This is a genomic window from Halomarina halobia (genome assembly GCF_029338575.1).
In the GTDB taxonomy this organism is placed as follows: Archaea; Halobacteriota; Halobacteria; order Halobacteriales; family Haloarculaceae; genus Halomarina; species Halomarina halobia.
Map to the genome: position 1 here is coordinate 2691954 of NZ_CP119992.1, position 14249 is coordinate 2706202.

16 protein-coding genes and 1 tRNA gene are annotated in these 14249 nt (G+C 69.8%); 8 read left to right on the plus strand and 9 right to left on the minus strand.

What is annotated here, in order from left to right; translation table 11 throughout:
- Window positions 1–83 precede the first annotated feature (83 nt).
- The 3 genes from P1K31_RS14250 to P1K31_RS14260 are packed head-to-tail and all read right to left on the minus strand — an operon-like array spanning window position 84 to window position 2656.
- Entirely contained in the window at window positions 84–863 is a 780-nt protein-coding gene (locus P1K31_RS14250; protein WP_379794113.1) for an ATP-binding cassette domain-containing protein, read from the minus strand.
- A complete protein-coding gene (locus tag P1K31_RS14255) occupies window positions 860–1603 on the minus strand; it encodes an ABC transporter permease (RefSeq protein ID WP_276303996.1) in 744 nt (247 codons plus the stop codon). Before P1K31_RS14255 ends, P1K31_RS14250 begins: the two co-directional genes overlap by 4 nt.
- Window positions 1604–1627: 24 nt before the next feature.
- Window positions 1628–2656, minus strand: a complete 1029-nt coding sequence (locus P1K31_RS14260) for an ABC transporter substrate-binding protein (RefSeq protein WP_276303997.1) — start codon at window positions 2654–2656, stop codon at window positions 1628–1630.
- Between the two features lie 81 nt (window positions 2657–2737).
- Here P1K31_RS14260 and P1K31_RS14265 point away from each other — a divergent pair, with 81 nt between their 5' ends.
- Complete coding sequence (locus P1K31_RS14265) at window positions 2738–3436, plus strand: TOBE domain-containing protein (protein WP_276303998.1); 699 nt, start codon at window positions 2738–2740, stop codon at window positions 3434–3436.
- A gap of 6 nt (window positions 3437–3442) precedes the next feature.
- Here the strand turns inward: P1K31_RS14265 and P1K31_RS14270 are convergent, their stop codons facing one another.
- The 4 genes from P1K31_RS14270 to P1K31_RS14285 all read right to left on the minus strand — a co-directional run bounded on the left by P1K31_RS14270 (window position 3443) and on the right by P1K31_RS14285 (window position 7099).
- The gene (locus P1K31_RS14270) at window positions 3443–4312 is read right to left on the minus strand and encodes a dihydrodipicolinate synthase family protein (protein ID WP_276303999.1); all 870 of its coding nucleotides are present in this window, start codon (window positions 4310–4312) and stop codon (window positions 3443–3445) included.
- A gap of 586 nt (window positions 4313–4898) precedes the next feature.
- On the minus strand, window positions 4899–5570 hold the full coding sequence (locus P1K31_RS14275; protein WP_276304000.1) for a potassium channel family protein: 672 nt from the start codon (window positions 5568–5570) through the stop codon (window positions 4899–4901).
- A gap of 171 nt (window positions 5571–5741) precedes the next feature.
- Window positions 5742–5930, minus strand: a complete 189-nt coding sequence (locus tag P1K31_RS14280) for a hypothetical protein (RefSeq protein ID WP_276304001.1) — start codon at window positions 5928–5930, stop codon at window positions 5742–5744.
- Window positions 5931–5992: 62 nt separating this feature from the next.
- A complete protein-coding gene (locus P1K31_RS14285) occupies window positions 5993–7099 on the minus strand; it encodes an aldo/keto reductase (RefSeq protein ID WP_276304002.1) in 1107 nt (368 codons plus the stop codon).
- Window positions 7100–7337: 238 nt separating this feature from the next.
- Here P1K31_RS14285 and P1K31_RS14290 point away from each other — a divergent pair, with 238 nt between their 5' ends.
- The 5 genes from P1K31_RS14290 to P1K31_RS14310 all read left to right on the plus strand — a co-directional run bounded on the left by P1K31_RS14290 (window position 7338) and on the right by P1K31_RS14310 (window position 10887).
- Window positions 7338–7523, plus strand: a complete 186-nt coding sequence (locus P1K31_RS14290; RefSeq protein WP_276304003.1) for a hypothetical protein — start codon at window positions 7338–7340, stop codon at window positions 7521–7523.
- Window positions 7524–7599: 76 nt separating this feature from the next.
- Window positions 7600–8505: an acyltransferase gene (locus tag P1K31_RS14295; RefSeq protein ID WP_276304004.1), complete on the plus strand. Its 906-nt coding sequence runs from the start codon at window positions 7600–7602 to the stop codon at window positions 8503–8505.
- Between the two features lie 34 nt (window positions 8506–8539).
- Window positions 8540–9652, plus strand: a complete 1113-nt coding sequence (locus tag P1K31_RS14300; RefSeq protein ID WP_276304005.1) for a PQQ-dependent sugar dehydrogenase — start codon at window positions 8540–8542, stop codon at window positions 9650–9652.
- Window positions 9649–10380 carry an Nmad3 family putative nucleotide modification protein gene (locus tag P1K31_RS14305; RefSeq protein WP_276304006.1) on the plus strand — a complete coding sequence of 244 codons (732 nt, stop codon included), beginning with the start codon at window positions 9649–9651 and terminating at the stop codon, window positions 10378–10380. The genes P1K31_RS14300 and P1K31_RS14305 overlap by 4 nt, the downstream gene beginning before the upstream one ends.
- A 147-nt stretch (window positions 10381–10527) precedes the next feature.
- Window positions 10528–10887, plus strand: a complete 360-nt coding sequence (locus P1K31_RS14310; protein ID WP_276304007.1) for a cupin domain-containing protein — start codon at window positions 10528–10530, stop codon at window positions 10885–10887.
- Between the two features lie 958 nt (window positions 10888–11845).
- Here P1K31_RS14310 and P1K31_RS14315 read toward each other — a convergent pair.
- A complete protein-coding gene (locus tag P1K31_RS14315) occupies window positions 11846–12130 on the minus strand; it encodes a HalOD1 output domain-containing protein (protein ID WP_276304008.1) in 285 nt (94 codons plus the stop codon).
- 254 nt (window positions 12131–12384) lie between these two features.
- Between P1K31_RS14315 and P1K31_RS14320 the strand changes: the two genes are divergently transcribed.
- Window positions 12385–12756 carry a DUF7344 domain-containing protein gene (locus tag P1K31_RS14320; RefSeq protein ID WP_276304009.1) on the plus strand — a complete coding sequence of 124 codons (372 nt, stop codon included), beginning with the start codon at window positions 12385–12387 and terminating at the stop codon, window positions 12754–12756.
- Window positions 12757–13064: 308 nt separating this feature from the next.
- Here the strand turns inward: P1K31_RS14320 and P1K31_RS14325 are convergent.
- Window positions 13065–13135 (minus strand) — tRNA-Gly (locus tag P1K31_RS14325).
- A gap of 234 nt (window positions 13136–13369) precedes the next feature.
- On the opposite strand from P1K31_RS14325, the gene P1K31_RS14330 reads away from it, so the two are divergent.
- Window positions 13370–14227, plus strand: a complete 858-nt coding sequence (locus P1K31_RS14330; protein ID WP_276304010.1) for an NAD+ synthase — start codon at window positions 13370–13372, stop codon at window positions 14225–14227.
- Window positions 14228–14249: the final 22 nt, after the last annotated feature.

Genomic DNA, 14249 nt, shown 5'->3' on the forward strand with positions numbered 1-14249 from the left:
GCGTTCGTCGTGCCGACGTATGTGTCTTGCCAGCAACCGAAATCGTGGTCGTGGCCGTCGGTGAGTAACCGAAAATGGTTTCGTCAGTAGACGAGCTCCCCCGAGATGAACTGCCGGGCGCGGCGGTCGCGCGGTTCGTCGAAGACGCGCTCTACCGGCCCCCGCTCGATGCACCGGCCGTTCAGGAGGACCCCGACGCGGTCGGCGACGCGTCGAGCCTGTTGCATGTCGTGGGTGGCGACGACGACGGCGATCCCCCGCTCGCGCGCCTGCGCGACGGCCTCCTCGATGAGCGCGGTGTTGCGCGGGTCGAGGTTGGAGGTGGGCTCGTCGAGCAGGAGCACGTCGGGATCCACCGCGAGCGCCCGGGCGAACGCGACGCGCTGGGCCTCGCCCGCCGAGAGCGAACTCGCCCGTCGATCGAGCGCGTCGTCGAGGCCGACGGTCGCGAGCGCGTCCACGACTCCCTCTGGCACGGTGTCCCGGCCGAGGAGCCGATCGAGACCGGTCCGGAGGCGGTCGGGCCACGGCCGGCGGACCGCGAGCCCGTAGGCGGCGTTCCGCGCGACGGTGGTGGTGAAGAGGCTGCGGTCCTGGAAGACCATCCCGACGCGCCGGCGGGCGGCGTGGCGCTCGTCGGATGCGAGCGCCCAGGCGTCCTCGCCGCCCACCAGCACGCGCCCCGCGTCGGGCGGGTCGAACAGCGCCAGCAGGCGCAGGAGCGTCGTCTTTCCCGTCCCGGAGGGGCCGATGAGCGCGAGCACCTCGCCCGGATCGACCGACAGCGAGACCTCCTCGACGGTCGCGTTCCCGTCCTCGTAGCCGTAGGAGACCCCCTCGGTCGCGATCGCGCTCACGCTCACGCGTCCCCCCGATCGCGGATGACGCCGCCGAGGGCGTTGACGCCGAGCGCGAGCGCCACGAGCACGACGCCGAGCGCGATGCCGGTCTCGTAGTTCCCCTGGCGCGCTTCGAGCGTGATGGCCGTCGTGAGCGTGCGCGTCAGCGATACCTGCTCGCCCGCGCCGTTCGTGACCGCGAGGTTCCCGCCGACGATGAGCACCGACCCCACCTCGCTGACGGCGCGTCCGAACCCGGCGAGGACGGCGGTGACGATGCCGTAGCGGGCCTCACGGACGACGGTCAACTGCACGTCGCGTCGGGCCGCCCCGGCGGCGAAGGCCGCGTCGCGCAGCGACTGGTCGACGCCCTCGATGGCCGACAGCGAGACGCTCGTGATGACGGGCGTCGCGAGCACGACCTGCGAGGCGACCATCGCCTCGGTCGTGAACAGGAGTTCGACGCCGCCGAACGTCAGCGCGAACCCGGGACCGCCGAGGGCGAACCCCCCGCCGATCGGTCCCTGGTTGGAGAGCAACAGGAGCACCCCGAGGCCGACGACCACGCTCGGAAAGCCCATCCCGGTGTTGACGACGGCGGTCGCCGCGCGCTTGCCGGGGAAGTCGTTGAACCCCAGCGCGAGCGCGAGTGCGAGGCTGATGACCGTGCTGACGGCAACCGCCGTGAGGCTCACCTGTAGCGTCACGGCGATGACGCTGAGGAGGTACGTCGTCCCGAATTCGCCCAGGAGTCCGCCGTTCACGCCCGATCCCTCCGTGGAGTCCCCCTAAAAGTCCTCCGGGACGACGGTGTCGACCCAGTGCTGAAAGCGGAGGTCCTCCCGCGACTGCGCCGAACCGTCGTAGTCCTCGGGGACGTACTGCGCGAAGTCGGGTTCGGGTGCCAGCGCGTTCGGGAAGAACAGCTGCGAGCCGTTCGCCGTGTAGTTCTCGATGATCTTCTGTCCCTCGGGGCTCGTCAGGAAACCGACGTACGCCATCGCCGCCTGGTAGTTCACGTTGTCGTGCTTCGCGGGGTTGACCGCCATCACGCCGTAGGGGTTCTTGAGGATCTGCGGTCCGTCCTTGAGCGGTCCCTGGACGTGGACGACGAGGTCGATCTCGCTCTTCATCGAGAGGTAGGTTCCGCGGTCGGCGAGCGTGTAACCCCCCGTCTGGCTCGCCTGGTTCAGCGTGTCGCCCATCCCCTTGCCGGTCTCCCGGTACCAGCTCCCGCTCGGCTGCACGCCCGCCTCCTCCCAGATGACGAGTTCTTTCTTGTTCGTCCCCGAGTCGTCGCCGCGCGAGAGGAAGGTCGCCTCCCGCTCGGCGATGGTCGAGAACGCCTCGGTCGCGCTATTCGTCCCGTTGATGCCCGCCGGGTCGTCCTCGGGGCCGACGACGACGAAGTCGTTGAACATCACGTCCCGGCGGTTGACGCCGAACCCGTCGCGCATGAACTCGTCCTCGGCACCCCGCGCGTGGACGAGGATGACGTCCGCGTCCCCGTCGCGGGCGGTGCGGATGCTCGCGCCGGTTCCCTTCGAGAGGGTCTTCACCGTCACGCCGAACGCCTCCTGGAACGGCGGGTTCAGGGCGTCGAGCAGGCCGGTGTCGTACGTGCTCGTCGTCGTCGCGAGGATCAGCTCGCCGTCGCCGACGCGGCCGCCGCCGCTCCCCCCGTCGCCGCTCTCGTTGCCCGTCGAGTCGTTGCCGCCGCTCCCCCCGATGCTCGCACAGCCGGCGAGGGCGATCGCCGTCCCGGCACCCGCCACCTGAAGAACTCGCCGTCGCGTCGAGGACCGTTCTCTCGTCATGGATACAACGCCGTTATTCCGTATCCGATATAACGATTTCCCCGTCGGCGCGCTTTTGGTGGCCGCTCGCGCAGTCGGGGTATGGACGCGGGGTTCGACGCGCGGTTGCGCGAGGGGGACGTCGCCTTCGACGCGCGGGACGCGACGCTGTTGCGCGCCATCGACGACGGGGGATCGCTCAACGCCGCCGCCGCCGAACTGGGCCGATCGTACGCGCGGGCGCACGCTCGCCTCGCCGACCTCGAGGCGGCCTTCGGGCCGCTCGTCGAGCGTCAGCGCGGTGGCTCGGGCGGTGGCGGCAGTCGCCTCACGGGGAACGCGACGCGCCTGCTCGCGCGCTTCGACCGCCTCCGCAGCGCCGTCTCCGGTACCGTCGAGGCCGAGGAGACCGTCGTCTCCGGACGGGTCGTCGATCGCGAGGGCGAGCTCGCCACCGTCGAGACGGCCGCGGGGTCGCTGCGCGCGCTCGCGCCCGCCGACGCCGACGCCGTGCAGGTGGGCGTGCGCGCCGACGCGATCACGCTCCACCCGTCGGGGGACGCACCGCGAACCGGGGCGACGAGCGCCAGGAACCGGCTCCGCGGCTCCGTGACGGCGGTCGATCGGGGGGAGGCGATCGCGCGGGTCGCGGTCGACGTCGGGACGGACGCGCCGCTCGTCGCGCTCGTCACCGTCGACAGCGTGGAGCGCCTCGGCCTCGCGCCCGGGAAGCCCGTGGTGGCGACGTTCAAGGCGACCGCCACCCGGGCCGTCCCCGCCCCCGACGCGTCGGACGACTGATTCCCGCTACTCGACCGAGAGCGCCTCCTCCACCAGCCCGTTCAGTTCGTCCCGGGCCGCCTCGTCCACGCGCTCGAAGGGCGCGCGGGCGTACCCGGCGGGCGCGCCGCGGTCGCGCATGGCCGCCTTCAGCCCCGGGATCCCGTACCGCTCCGTGACGGCGCGGTTGAGTTCGACGAGCGCCGCGTTCAGCTCCCGCGCCCGGTCGTCGTCCCCGGCGGCGTGGCGGCGGTACACCTCGCTCGCCCGCTCGGGGACGACGTTGGCCAGCGCGAGGATGCCCCCGCTCGCGCCGGCGTCGAGCGCCGACGCGTAGACGCTGCCCGCGCCGACCAGCAGGTCGAAGTCGTCGCCGGCGAGGGTGTGGATGCGCTGGAAGGCGGTCATGTCCCCGCTCGAGTCCTTCATGCCGACGACGTTCTCGTGTTCCGAGAGCGCCCCCGCGGCCTTCGGTTCGAGCGTCACGCGGGTGAACGGCGGGACGCTGTAGAGGTAGATCGGGAGCGGGCTCTCGTCGGCGAGGCGGCGGTAGTACGACTCGAGGGTCGACTGCGCGTGCGGGTAGTAGTACGGCGTCACGACGAGCGCCGCGTCCGCCCCCGCCTCGGCGGCGGTCTCGGTCGCTGCTATCGTCTGGGCGTAGCCCGCGTAGCCCGTCCCCGCGAGGACGGGGGCGTTCGCCTCGTCGGCGACGCGTTCGATCACGCGGGTTCGTTCCTCGGGGCTCATCAGCGGCGCTTCGCTCGTCGATCCGCAGGGAACGAGGAAGTCCGCGCCCCGCGCCTCGACCCACTCGACGAGGTCGGAGAGCGACTCCTCATCGAGCGCGCCGGATTCGTCGAACGGCGTTGCAAGTGGGACACCGGTTCCGTGCATACTCCATCCTCTGGGCGGGGGGTGATATATACTGCTGGCCCTCGACGAGGAATCTCGGCGGTCGGGGTGCCGGCCCCCGCGAGCGAGTGCGGCCGACAGCACAGGTATCAGACCGTCACACGTCCGTCTGACGCGGATTTAAGTCCCGATAGGGAGATGGTGCCGATGGGCGCGCGCTGCGGTCTCGTCCCCATCCTCCCCACCGCGCGCCCGGCCTTTTCACCGACCGCGAAGCGCCCCGCACCGTCGGCCGCCCGGCCAGAATACGTGTCACTGGTACGCGGAGAGAAGGCGTCACGAACACGCGATTGAGCGGGAGCGTCTACCGGGACGAGAGAGGGCGGAGGCGGCGGCGTGACGGACCGCGTGCCCGAGTGTGAGACGGTACCACGCGTCCGCAGTGCCCCCTGTACGGTTCCCGCGAGGCATCCGGTGGCGGCTCCGATCCGGACGATCCCGGTCATCGACTCGTCCGACGATCGCGTGTCTTTCCCGGACCGCCATCGCCGACCACCCGGCCTCCACCCCTGCTACCGGCGACGGACCGCAGTCGGGTACCTCCCTCCCCACCGTTCGCCTCGAGCGGTCAGTTCGTCGCCGCGGCCGTCCCGGCGAGGCGGGCGCGGACCTCCTCGACGCGATCCGGTTCCGCGATGAACGCCAGTTCGTCGCCCTCGCGGATCTCCGTCTGCGGGAGCGGGATCGTCATCGGCTCGTTCGAGCGTCCGTGCGCGTAGATGAGCGCCCCCTGAGGCAGGTCCACTTCGACGACGCGCTGACCGACGATCTCGGCGTCGGGACCGACGACGACGCTCACCGCGGACAGTCCGGCCGTGAGGTCGCCGAGCGCCTCGAAGTCGCCGCCGAGCAGCGCCGTCTTCGCCCCCGCCGCGCCGAGGCGTTCGGGGTAGACGACCTCGTCGACCTCGGCGGCGTACTTCTCGTAGATGTCGGCGTGGTAGTCGTCGTCGATGCGCATCACGGTGCGACAGCCGAAGGCGTCGCCGATGACGCACGCGCCGAGGTTGACGCTCAGATCGCCCGTGAGCGCCGCCAGCGCGTCGGCGTCCCGGACGTTCGCTTCGACGAGCACCGACTCCTCGTCGCCGTCGCCCTCGTAGGCCTCGAAGCCCTCACCGCGCGCCCGCTCGACCTTTCCCGGGTCGATGTCGACGACGGTGACCTCGTGGCCCTCCGACTGCAGGATGTCAGCGGTGCGGATGCCGACGCGGCCGTACCCCACGATAACGAACTTCATACCTACCCAATGTCGCACCCGCGATAAAAATTGCACCCCCTCACCGACCGGCGGCGAGGTCGTTCGTCCGAATCGTCCCGTCGGCGTCTTCGCGTCGCGCGGTTCGACGAGCACCCGGTACGGAGAACGCAGCGGAGGCGAACGGTGGAAGGGCGGTTCGAAGCGGGTCGGTCAGCGGCCCCGTCGGGCGGTCGCGGCGACCCAGAGGAGGATCGTCGCGGCGATGACGACCCGTCCGACGTTCCCGTAGGCGTAGAACAGGAGTACCCCCGTCAGGCCCCCCGCCAGGAGGACCGTCGTCGTCCGCGCGTCGAGGTCAGGATCGAGTCGCGTTCTGAGCCTGGTGCGGTGTGTCGACACACCGCCCACTGCGCTCGGACGGTCATAAACGCTTCTACGGGGGCAACGGTGACCTCGGGGGGTTACCGCCTCGCGTGCTGCTTGCCGGTTCCCTCGAGGTCGCGCCCGCCGACCGACGAGCGGAGGCTGTCCATCCCGTCGTCGCGGTCGACGCCGAAATTCGTCCGGTAGAGCTCCTCGCACCGCTCGACCTCCGCCGGGCTGAGCGGCGGCGTGTCGCTCGCGGCCGCCCACTCGTCGATGTCCGCCGCGGAGTGGAACGTCGGCGTCACCGTCGCCACCTCGTCGTGGCTGAGCAGCCACTGGATGGCCGCCTGGGCCATCGTCCGCTCGCGGTCGCTCCCGCCGGTCGCTCCCTGCCGTCCGTTCGCTTCGCTCGCGGAGCTCCCCCTCCGCTCGAGGAAGCGCAGCGTCTCCAGCTTCTCCCATCCCGTCTCGTACCACGCGTCCGGTCGGAAGCCCCGGTGGTCGCCCTCGGCGAGTTCGGTCTCGGGGCGCACCTGCTCGTTCAGCAGGCCCGAGGAGTGGGGCACGCGGGCGATGACGCTCGTGTCGGCGCCCCGCTCGCGGATCGCCTCGATGACGTGCCGGCCGGGGATCTGCTCGAAGACGTTGAAGACGGTCTGGACGGCGTCGAAGCCGAGTTCGACGGCCCGCTCGTGCTCGGCCAGCCAGCCGATGGAGGGTCCCATCGCCCAGCCGATCGCCTCCACGCGGCCCTCCTCGCGGAGTTGGTCGAGCAGTTCGAGCACCTCCGGGGTCACCTCGTCGACGTTCGCGTTGTGCAGCTGGAGGAGGTCGACGTACTCGACGCCGAGGCGGTCGAGCGATCGCTCGACCGCCTCGCGGAGGTACTCGGGGTCGGTCTCCTTCGGAAGCTCGCCGTGGCCCGCCTGCGGGTTGTTGTAGAAGTCGTAGCCGACCTTCGTCCCGATCGTGACCTCGTCTCTGACCTCGGCGAGCGCGTCCCCGATCAGTTCCTCGCTCCTGCCGTGGCCGTAGACGTCGCCCGTGTCGAAGTACGTGATGCCCGCGTCGAGGGCGTGCTGGATCATCTCGGCCGCCTCCGCCTCGGTTCGGTCGCCCCACCAGTCGGTGCCGACGACCCACGCGCCGAAGCCGACCTCGCTGACCTCGACCCCGCTGTCGCCGAGCGTGCGGTAGTGCATACCGGGGGTAACGACCACTGGCACTTAGGGGGTGCGATCCCTCCCACTCGCCGGGAGTCACGCGAGCGTGGCGAGTGTGACGACGGCGAGGAAACGAGACGAAACGCAGTGCAGCCGAGTGACCTCGCCGGGAGTCACGCGAAGCGTTCGCGAGGGTCGTCGGGCGAGCGCCGCGTCTCGCCCGTCACACCACGGTCGGTTCGGAAGACCCTTCTCCGTCCCCGCGACAATCCGGGGTATGGATCGGTCGCTCCGGCTCCGCATCGACGTACTCATCGCGCTCGCGGTGGCGATTCTCGGCTTCGAGCTCACGGAGTTGCTCTTCAACGGGAGCCTCGAGGGCCTGCTGGCGGTCGCGTTCTTCACGATCATCGTCACCCTTCTGGTCGTCTACGCTATCAGGACACTCGACGACTACCGGTGAGTCGCCGGGCGGCGGTCTCGGGGATTCTTCCGCCGGAACGGAAATCCCTATGGCCGAACGGGAGTAAGTGCGGGCCATGACGAAGCGCCACGTTTCGCTTCCGGCGGACGCGGAAGAGGGGTTGCAGGCGTTCCTGACCGAGGTCGACGACAGGCTAGCCGGCCCGGAGGACACCTGCGAGGTCGTCCGCGACGTGCTCGTGGACCTCTACGGGGACCGCGAGGCGTGGGAGCGCTGGCGGGACGGCGGCGACGTCTCGCCCGCCGAGCGCGTCCGCCTGCAGGGCTACGACCCGTGCAACTCGACGCTCGAATCGGAGTACTACGCCGAGAAGGACGAGGAGAAGTTCCGCCGCTCGAAACACCTCCAGTGGCTCTGGCGGCAGTTCGACGCCACGCCGATGGCCGACAACGTCGAGTTCGCGCTGCGCTTCCGGTCGATGCTCGCGAACCACCTCTTCGAGAAGGCCGGCGAGAACCTCCGGATCTTCAAGGGCGTCACCTTCTCCTACGGCCACAACATCTCCGTCGGGGACAACACCGTCATCCACGACGACGTGCACCTCGACGACCGCGGGAAGCTGACGATCGGCGACCGCGTCTCCATCTCCGACGACGCCCACATCTACAGCCACGACCACGACGTGATCGACCAGACCGAGGTGCACAACTTCCACACGGTCGTCGAGGACGGCGCGCGCATCACGTACGACTCGATGGTGCGCGCCGGCGTGCGGGTGGGCGAGAACAGCATCGTCGGGGCGAAGAGCATCGTCCAGCGCGACGTCCCCGCCCACCACGTCGTCGCCGGGACGCCCGCGAGGTCCATCGCCGTCAAGCCGGGGTTCGAGGACGCGGCGGAACCGCTCGATGCGGAGGGCCTCGACAACCGCGCCGAGCGCGAGATCCCCTACGAACTCCCGGACGATCTCGACGCCTTCGACGAGTTCGAGCGCGACCTCGCGCCGCCGGACGCCGAATGAGCACGACGACTTCGCGTCCGTCGTCCGAACGGCCGTGAATCGGCGCCGCTACCTCGGCGCGACCGCGGGCGTCGTCGCCGGACTCACGGGGTGTCTCGACGCGCTCGACGCGCCGGGGGACGACTCCGACGGTGACGGCGGGGACGACGGGAGTCCGTCCGTCACCGCGGGCGATCAGCGGGTGGTGGCCGAGACCGTCGCCGCCGGGCTGGAGGTCCCCTGGGGCGTCGCGTACCGCGACGGCGTCCTCCACCTCACCGAGCGGCCGGGGCGGGTCGTCCGGGTCGCCGACGGCAGGCGCCAGGTCGTCGCCGACCTCGCCGATAGCACCGCGGCCGAGGGCGAAGGCGGCCTGCTGGGGCTCGCGTTCCACCCCGACGATCCCGACGCCGCGACCGCCTACCAGACGTACGACGACGGGGGGCTGACGAACCGGATCATCGCGCTCGACGCGGCGGACGGGTGGTCGTTCGAGCCGCTGTTCGACGGCATCCCGGGGGCGCCGATCCACGACGGCGGCCGACTGCTCGTCCGCGACGGGAGCCTCTACGCCACGACGGGCGACGCGGCCGACGAGGCGACGGCCCAGGACGTGGACTCACTCGGGGGGAAGGTGCTCCGCCTCACGCTCGACGGGGAGCCCCACCCCGACAACCCCTTCGGGGGCGCGGTGTTCACCTACGGGCACCGCAACCCGCAGGGATTGGCGCTCCTGGGCGGCGAACTCTACTCGACCGAGCACGGCCCGGACACCGACGACGAGATCAATCGCCTCGAAGCGGGCGGTAACTACGGCTGGCCGGAGGCGACGGGGCCGAGCGACTCCCCCGAGTTCGTCGATCCGCTCGCGAGCTACACGCCGACCATCGCCCCGGGCGGGGCTGTCGTCTACCCCGAGGACGGCGCGATCGAGGCGTGGCGCGGCGACCTCCTCTTCGGCACGCTCGTCGGCCAGCACCTCCACCGGTCGCGCATCCGCGGCGACGAGGTGACCGAGGACGAGCGGCTCTTCGAGGGGACGTTCGGCCGTCTCCGCACCACCTTTATCGGGGCCGACGGCCACCTCCACGTCGTGACCAGCAACCGCGACGGCCGGGGCGACCCGCGGGAGGGTGACGACCGCATCGTCCGCGTCCGCCCCGAATGAACCCCCGTGAGACCGGACCGCGCGCCGTCGCGATCAACGTCGCGGCGAACACGAACATGCCGGGCGTCCGCGGCCCCGTCCGCCCCGACGGGACGTTCGAGTACGTCCCCATCCCGGAGCGGAGGCCGACGCGCGAGCCCGTACCGACGTACGCCGACCTCGACCTCGAGACCGAGATACCCGAGGCGGAGCGCGGGACGCCCGTCCACTTCGACCCGGAGTTCCCGGAGGCCGGCGGCGAGCGCTACACCTACGGCGACGAGCACGGCGTGAAGGCGCGGCCACTCTCGGAACTCGAGCGCGGCGACTACCTGCTGTTCTACGCGACGCTCTCGCAGGTGGGCGAGCCCGCCCCGTGGCAGGCCCCCGAGTGGGGCGCGTACCTCGTCGGCGCGTTCCGCCTCGCGCGCGCCCCGGTGACGGGCGAGGCGTACCGCGACCTCTCGCGGGAGGAGCGTGCCCCGTTTCGGAACAACGCGCACGTGAAGCGGGCGGACTTCGACGCGCGGGTGCTCGTCCTCGGCGATCCCGACGGGTCGCGCCTGTTCGAGCGGGCGGTCCCGCTCTCCGGGCGCGAGACGGGCACGGCGGCGAACCGGATCGTCACCGACCTCTCGGCGGACTCGGGGCGGGGACCGTGGTGGCGGCGGCCGCTGCGGTTCGACGCCGCGGCGACCGACGAGCTGCTGGCCATCCTCGACGGGCACGCCGTCGAGCGGTGCTTCTGACGCCCGGGGACGACGGACGGGAGGGCGCTCCCCCGGAGCGAGGCGACCCCTCGGCGAGGGAGATCTGCTCTTCGAGGTAGTCGGGGGCGTCCGGGTGGTCGGCGACACCCCCGCGTCAGCTTTGTCCCCCGGGCGCGTACCCCGGTCATGGACGTCGTCTCGCTGGCCGAGAAGTTCGACCGCATCGATGAGTACTGGTCACCCGCGATCGTCGGCGAACTCAACGGCCAGCACGTGAAGCTGGCGAAGCTGCGCGGCGAGTTCGACTGGCACCACCACGCCGTCGACGAACTCTTCCTCGTGATCGACGGCGAACTGACGATCGAGCTCCGGGACGAACCGGACGCCGCGCTCTCCGCGGGCGAGTTCCTCGTCGTCCCCGCCGGCGTCGATCACCGCCCGGTCGCCGAGGAGGAAGTCCGCGTCCTGCTGTTCGAGCCGGCCGGAACGCGCAACACGGGCAACGTCGAGTCCGAGCGGACGGTCGAGGCCCCCGACCGGCTGTAGGCGACGGCGGTCCGCGCTCCGCGCCGGGGTCCCACGGCATCGGGGCCCCTCACGGATCCTCGGTCACGAAGTACCACCGTCGAGGGGACCAGGGACGAGCACCCGACTCTGCGCCCCCCGAGGGGACGTAGTGACCGCAGTTGGTGTAGTAGGGACCGTACCCGCGGTTGCAGATTCCGGCGCTCCGCTCGCCACACAGCGAACACCTGTATCCGGTGGACCGGAGGAGGGAAGTCATCGCTCTCCCTCCGCGGGGCGTACGGTGGGAACGAGGGTATACATCGTTGTCTCGGTCGGGGATCGTGTCCCCTTACCGTGCCACTGAGTAGCAACGTAATAAACTTTCCCGGATCGTCGACGATCTCCCGGGTGACGTCCACCCACCTCCCCGGGGTCCTCGACGCGACGTGAGCGGCGGCGGCGAGCCGTTTGCTCCGTGTTCCGCCGGTCGGAGACGGTATCTGCTGGCGAGTCCTCACTCGACGCTATCCCCATCTAGCGCCTCGAATTCCTTGCTACCGCAGCGACATCTCCGATTTCTCGTCATGGCAGAGAGATCCCCGTCCACGCGTTTCCGGACCACTCGCGGACGCTTGCACTGCGCGCAGCGCGCCAGTGTCGTCTGCTCGGTGAAGCGCATCGACGGGGGATGAGGGGCCACGCGGGCGTAAACTATCGGCATTAATACGTCCCGCTCCCCTCCCCATCATACTGATTCCGCTGTTCGAAGATGTCCCCGCTCGGTACCCGGGACTCCCACGCCACACAGCCGAGACCGACAGGTCGGAGGGGGCGGGTCGCGATCGGTCGTTCGCGTTCCGCACGGCTCGCCGGTTTGCGTCAGCATGCGCCGTCCGGGAATCGAACCGGGTATCGATTCGGGGAGACGTCGTCTCCCGATCGAACTCGGTATACTCCGGAGCATCTACGGGCCGTACAGCGCGTCGGACAGCACCGTCTATCCGGGGATCCCTCCGTCGGCGTCTCCCCGGGTGAGGATCACGGCGTCTACGCCGTCTATCGTCACCTGATAGCCGTTGTAGGAGAACGAGAAGCTCCCGAAGCCGACGGCCTCACTGAGTGCGTCGAGGGCGTCCGGATCTACCGCCTCGGTGAGCGGAGGGAGGTCGGATACTGCCGATCTAGAGGCTATCGCCGTAGCTTCCGCCACTGCGGTGCTGATACGCACCCCGGGTTCCACGTCGTATCGGAGGACGAACTCATCCTGGTCCTCGGCGTACATCTACTCAGCTAGCTCACCACCATTTAATACATTTGTCATATCGCTGCGGTGTACGCTCGATCAGGGGCGATGGGGTGGGTCACCGGTGACCTGGTCCGGGAGAGCGGGTGGTCTCCTGCCGACCTCCTGCGATGTCCGGCGAGACACGGTACAGTCCGATTGACACCCATATCCTCCCGGTGATGAAGGGGAGTGATGTGCAACCACGAGGATCTTGTGACTCCTTTCCATAGTTCCCTACTAGGTGTGGGAACATGTCCAACTGGAATCCGACGATGGCCCTCGGGACGGCATTGAGCCTGGTCGCCCATGCACATCGGCGTGCTGTCCTCTACTGCTTGCTAGAGACCGACGAGCCGATGACACGGGACGAGCTCGCTGCCCGGATAATCGCCTGGGACGAAGCAACAGAGGGGGATCCTTCGGACGAGGTACACCGGCGAGTCTGCACCGAGTTAGCGCACACTCACCTGCCGAAACTGGCCGCCGTGGACGTCATTGAATACGATACACGGCACGGGGACGTAGTGCTGACAGAGAGGGTGAACGACCTCCTGCCGTTGCTCGAACTCCTCCGTCCCGTGGACGACTTTCCCGCCGAAACGTGTAGCTGTCCGTGCCAGTGAGGGCGCCACGGTCGGATTCTACGACTCTGCCCCGAGGGTTCGGAGGAACCGGGAAACTACCAGAGTCCCCGGCCCACGACGACTCCGCAGTCGGCGTAGATGAAGGCCACCTCATCGCCGCTCCGTGGCGTTCGGTCCGGTCGGGTCCGGAAGTGGGCGTCGAGCGCGTCCGAGTCACCCCTGCATCGAGCGGCGATAGGTCCGTGGGACGTTCCTGCTCGCCCCCTTCGGTCGCTGTGCGGGCTACGACTCACGGAATTCGATTCCGTCGCGGCGATGATGCCTCTCACCGACGTTCGAGCCAATCATGCGCCGTCCGGGAATTGAACCCGGGCTATTGGCTTGGGAAGCCAATGTCCTACCACTGGACCAACGGCGCTCGCTCGCCCCGAGCCTCACGTCGCTTCGCTCCGTGAGACGACGGCGCTCCCTTCGGTCGCACTCCACCCTTTTCCACGCCACCACTTGAACTAATCGGTAGCGCGGAACCCGTTCGGCGGGCGGACGGGCGATCACGCCCGGCGTGCGCACCCCGGACCACGAACGCGGACGAACGTCCAGAAATCCACCGGCAGAGGGCAGGTATTTGTCACCGGGGGTCCAGTATCACCGCATGAGCGAAGCTCAGTCGTACGCAATCGAGGATCTCCCAATCGAACTGCGGCTCTCGGAGGAGGAACTGGAGGCCCACCGCGCGCACGTCACGACGTTCATCGCCGACCTCGTCGCCGACGCGGGCGCGAACGGCGCGGTGCTCGGCCTCTCGGGCGGGATCGACAGCACGCTCACGGCGTACCTGGCGGTCGAGGCGCTCGGCGAGGAGGGCCTGTACGGCCTCGTGCTCCCGAGCGACGTCAACACGGACGAGAACATGAGCGACGCCGAGCGCGTCGCCGAGACGCTGGGCATCGAGTACGACGTCGTCGACATCAATCCGATCGTCGAGGCGTTCTTCGAGGCCTACCCGGAGGCGGGGATCGATCGCCGCGTCGAGAGCGACCCCTACCGCACCGCGGCGGGGAACGTCCGCGTCCGCACGCGGGGGGTGCTCAACTACTTCGTCGCCAACGTGAGGGGGCGGCTCGTCCTCGGGACGGGCAACCGCAGCGAGGCGCTGACGGGCTACTTCACGAAGTACGGCGACCAGGCGGTCGACTGCAACCCGATCGGGAACCTCTACAAGCTGCAGGTGCGCCAGCTCGCCGCCCACGTCGGCGTCCCCGAGGACCTGGTCGAGAAGCCGCCGAGCGCGGAGATGTGGGAGGGACAGACCGACGAGACGGAGATGGGCCTCACCTACGACCTGCTCGACGCGATCCTCGCGCTCCACGTCGACGGGCCGCTCTCGAAGCGCGCCACCGCGGAGACGCTCGACGTGGCCGAGTCGGCGGTCGAACGCGTCGAGGGGCTGTACGCGGGGAGCGAGCACAAGCGCCGCATGCCGCCCGCGCCCGCGCCGCTCGACCTGTAAGCCGTCGTCCCGGTCCCGCGGC

What these genes read in the sequence shown, in the direction of transcription:
- P1K31_RS14270 (WP_276303999.1), bottom strand. Translation starts at nt 4,312, where the DNA reads ATGCACGGAACCGGTGTCCCACTTGCAACGCCGTTCGACGAATCCGGC.
- P1K31_RS14320 (WP_276304009.1), top strand. Translation starts at nt 12,385, where the DNA reads ATGTCCAACTGGAATCCGACGATGGCCCTCGGGACGGCATTGAGCCTG.
- P1K31_RS14265 (WP_276303998.1), top strand. Translation starts at nt 2,738, where the DNA reads ATGGACGCGGGGTTCGACGCGCGGTTGCGCGAGGGGGACGTCGCCTTC.
- P1K31_RS14315 (WP_276304008.1), bottom strand. Translation starts at nt 12,130, where the DNA reads ATGTACGCCGAGGACCAGGATGAGTTCGTCCTCCGATACGACGTGGAA.
- P1K31_RS14285 (WP_276304002.1), bottom strand. Translation starts at nt 7,099, where the DNA reads ATGCACTACCGCACGCTCGGCGACAGCGGGGTCGAGGTCAGCGAGGTC.
- P1K31_RS14295 (WP_276304004.1), top strand. Translation starts at nt 7,600, where the DNA reads ATGACGAAGCGCCACGTTTCGCTTCCGGCGGACGCGGAAGAGGGGTTG.
- P1K31_RS14260 (WP_276303997.1), bottom strand. Translation starts at nt 2,656, where the DNA reads ATGACGAGAGAACGGTCCTCGACGCGACGGCGAGTTCTTCAGGTGGCG.
- P1K31_RS14290 (WP_276304003.1), top strand. Translation starts at nt 7,338, where the DNA reads ATGGATCGGTCGCTCCGGCTCCGCATCGACGTACTCATCGCGCTCGCG.
- P1K31_RS14305 (WP_276304006.1), top strand. Translation starts at nt 9,649, where the DNA reads ATGAACCCCCGTGAGACCGGACCGCGCGCCGTCGCGATCAACGTCGCG.
- P1K31_RS14330 (WP_276304010.1), top strand. Translation starts at nt 13,370, where the DNA reads ATGAGCGAAGCTCAGTCGTACGCAATCGAGGATCTCCCAATCGAACTG.
- P1K31_RS14275 (WP_276304000.1), bottom strand. Translation starts at nt 5,570, where the DNA reads ATGAAGTTCGTTATCGTGGGGTACGGCCGCGTCGGCATCCGCACCGCT.
- P1K31_RS14310 (WP_276304007.1), top strand. Translation starts at nt 10,528, where the DNA reads ATGGACGTCGTCTCGCTGGCCGAGAAGTTCGACCGCATCGATGAGTAC.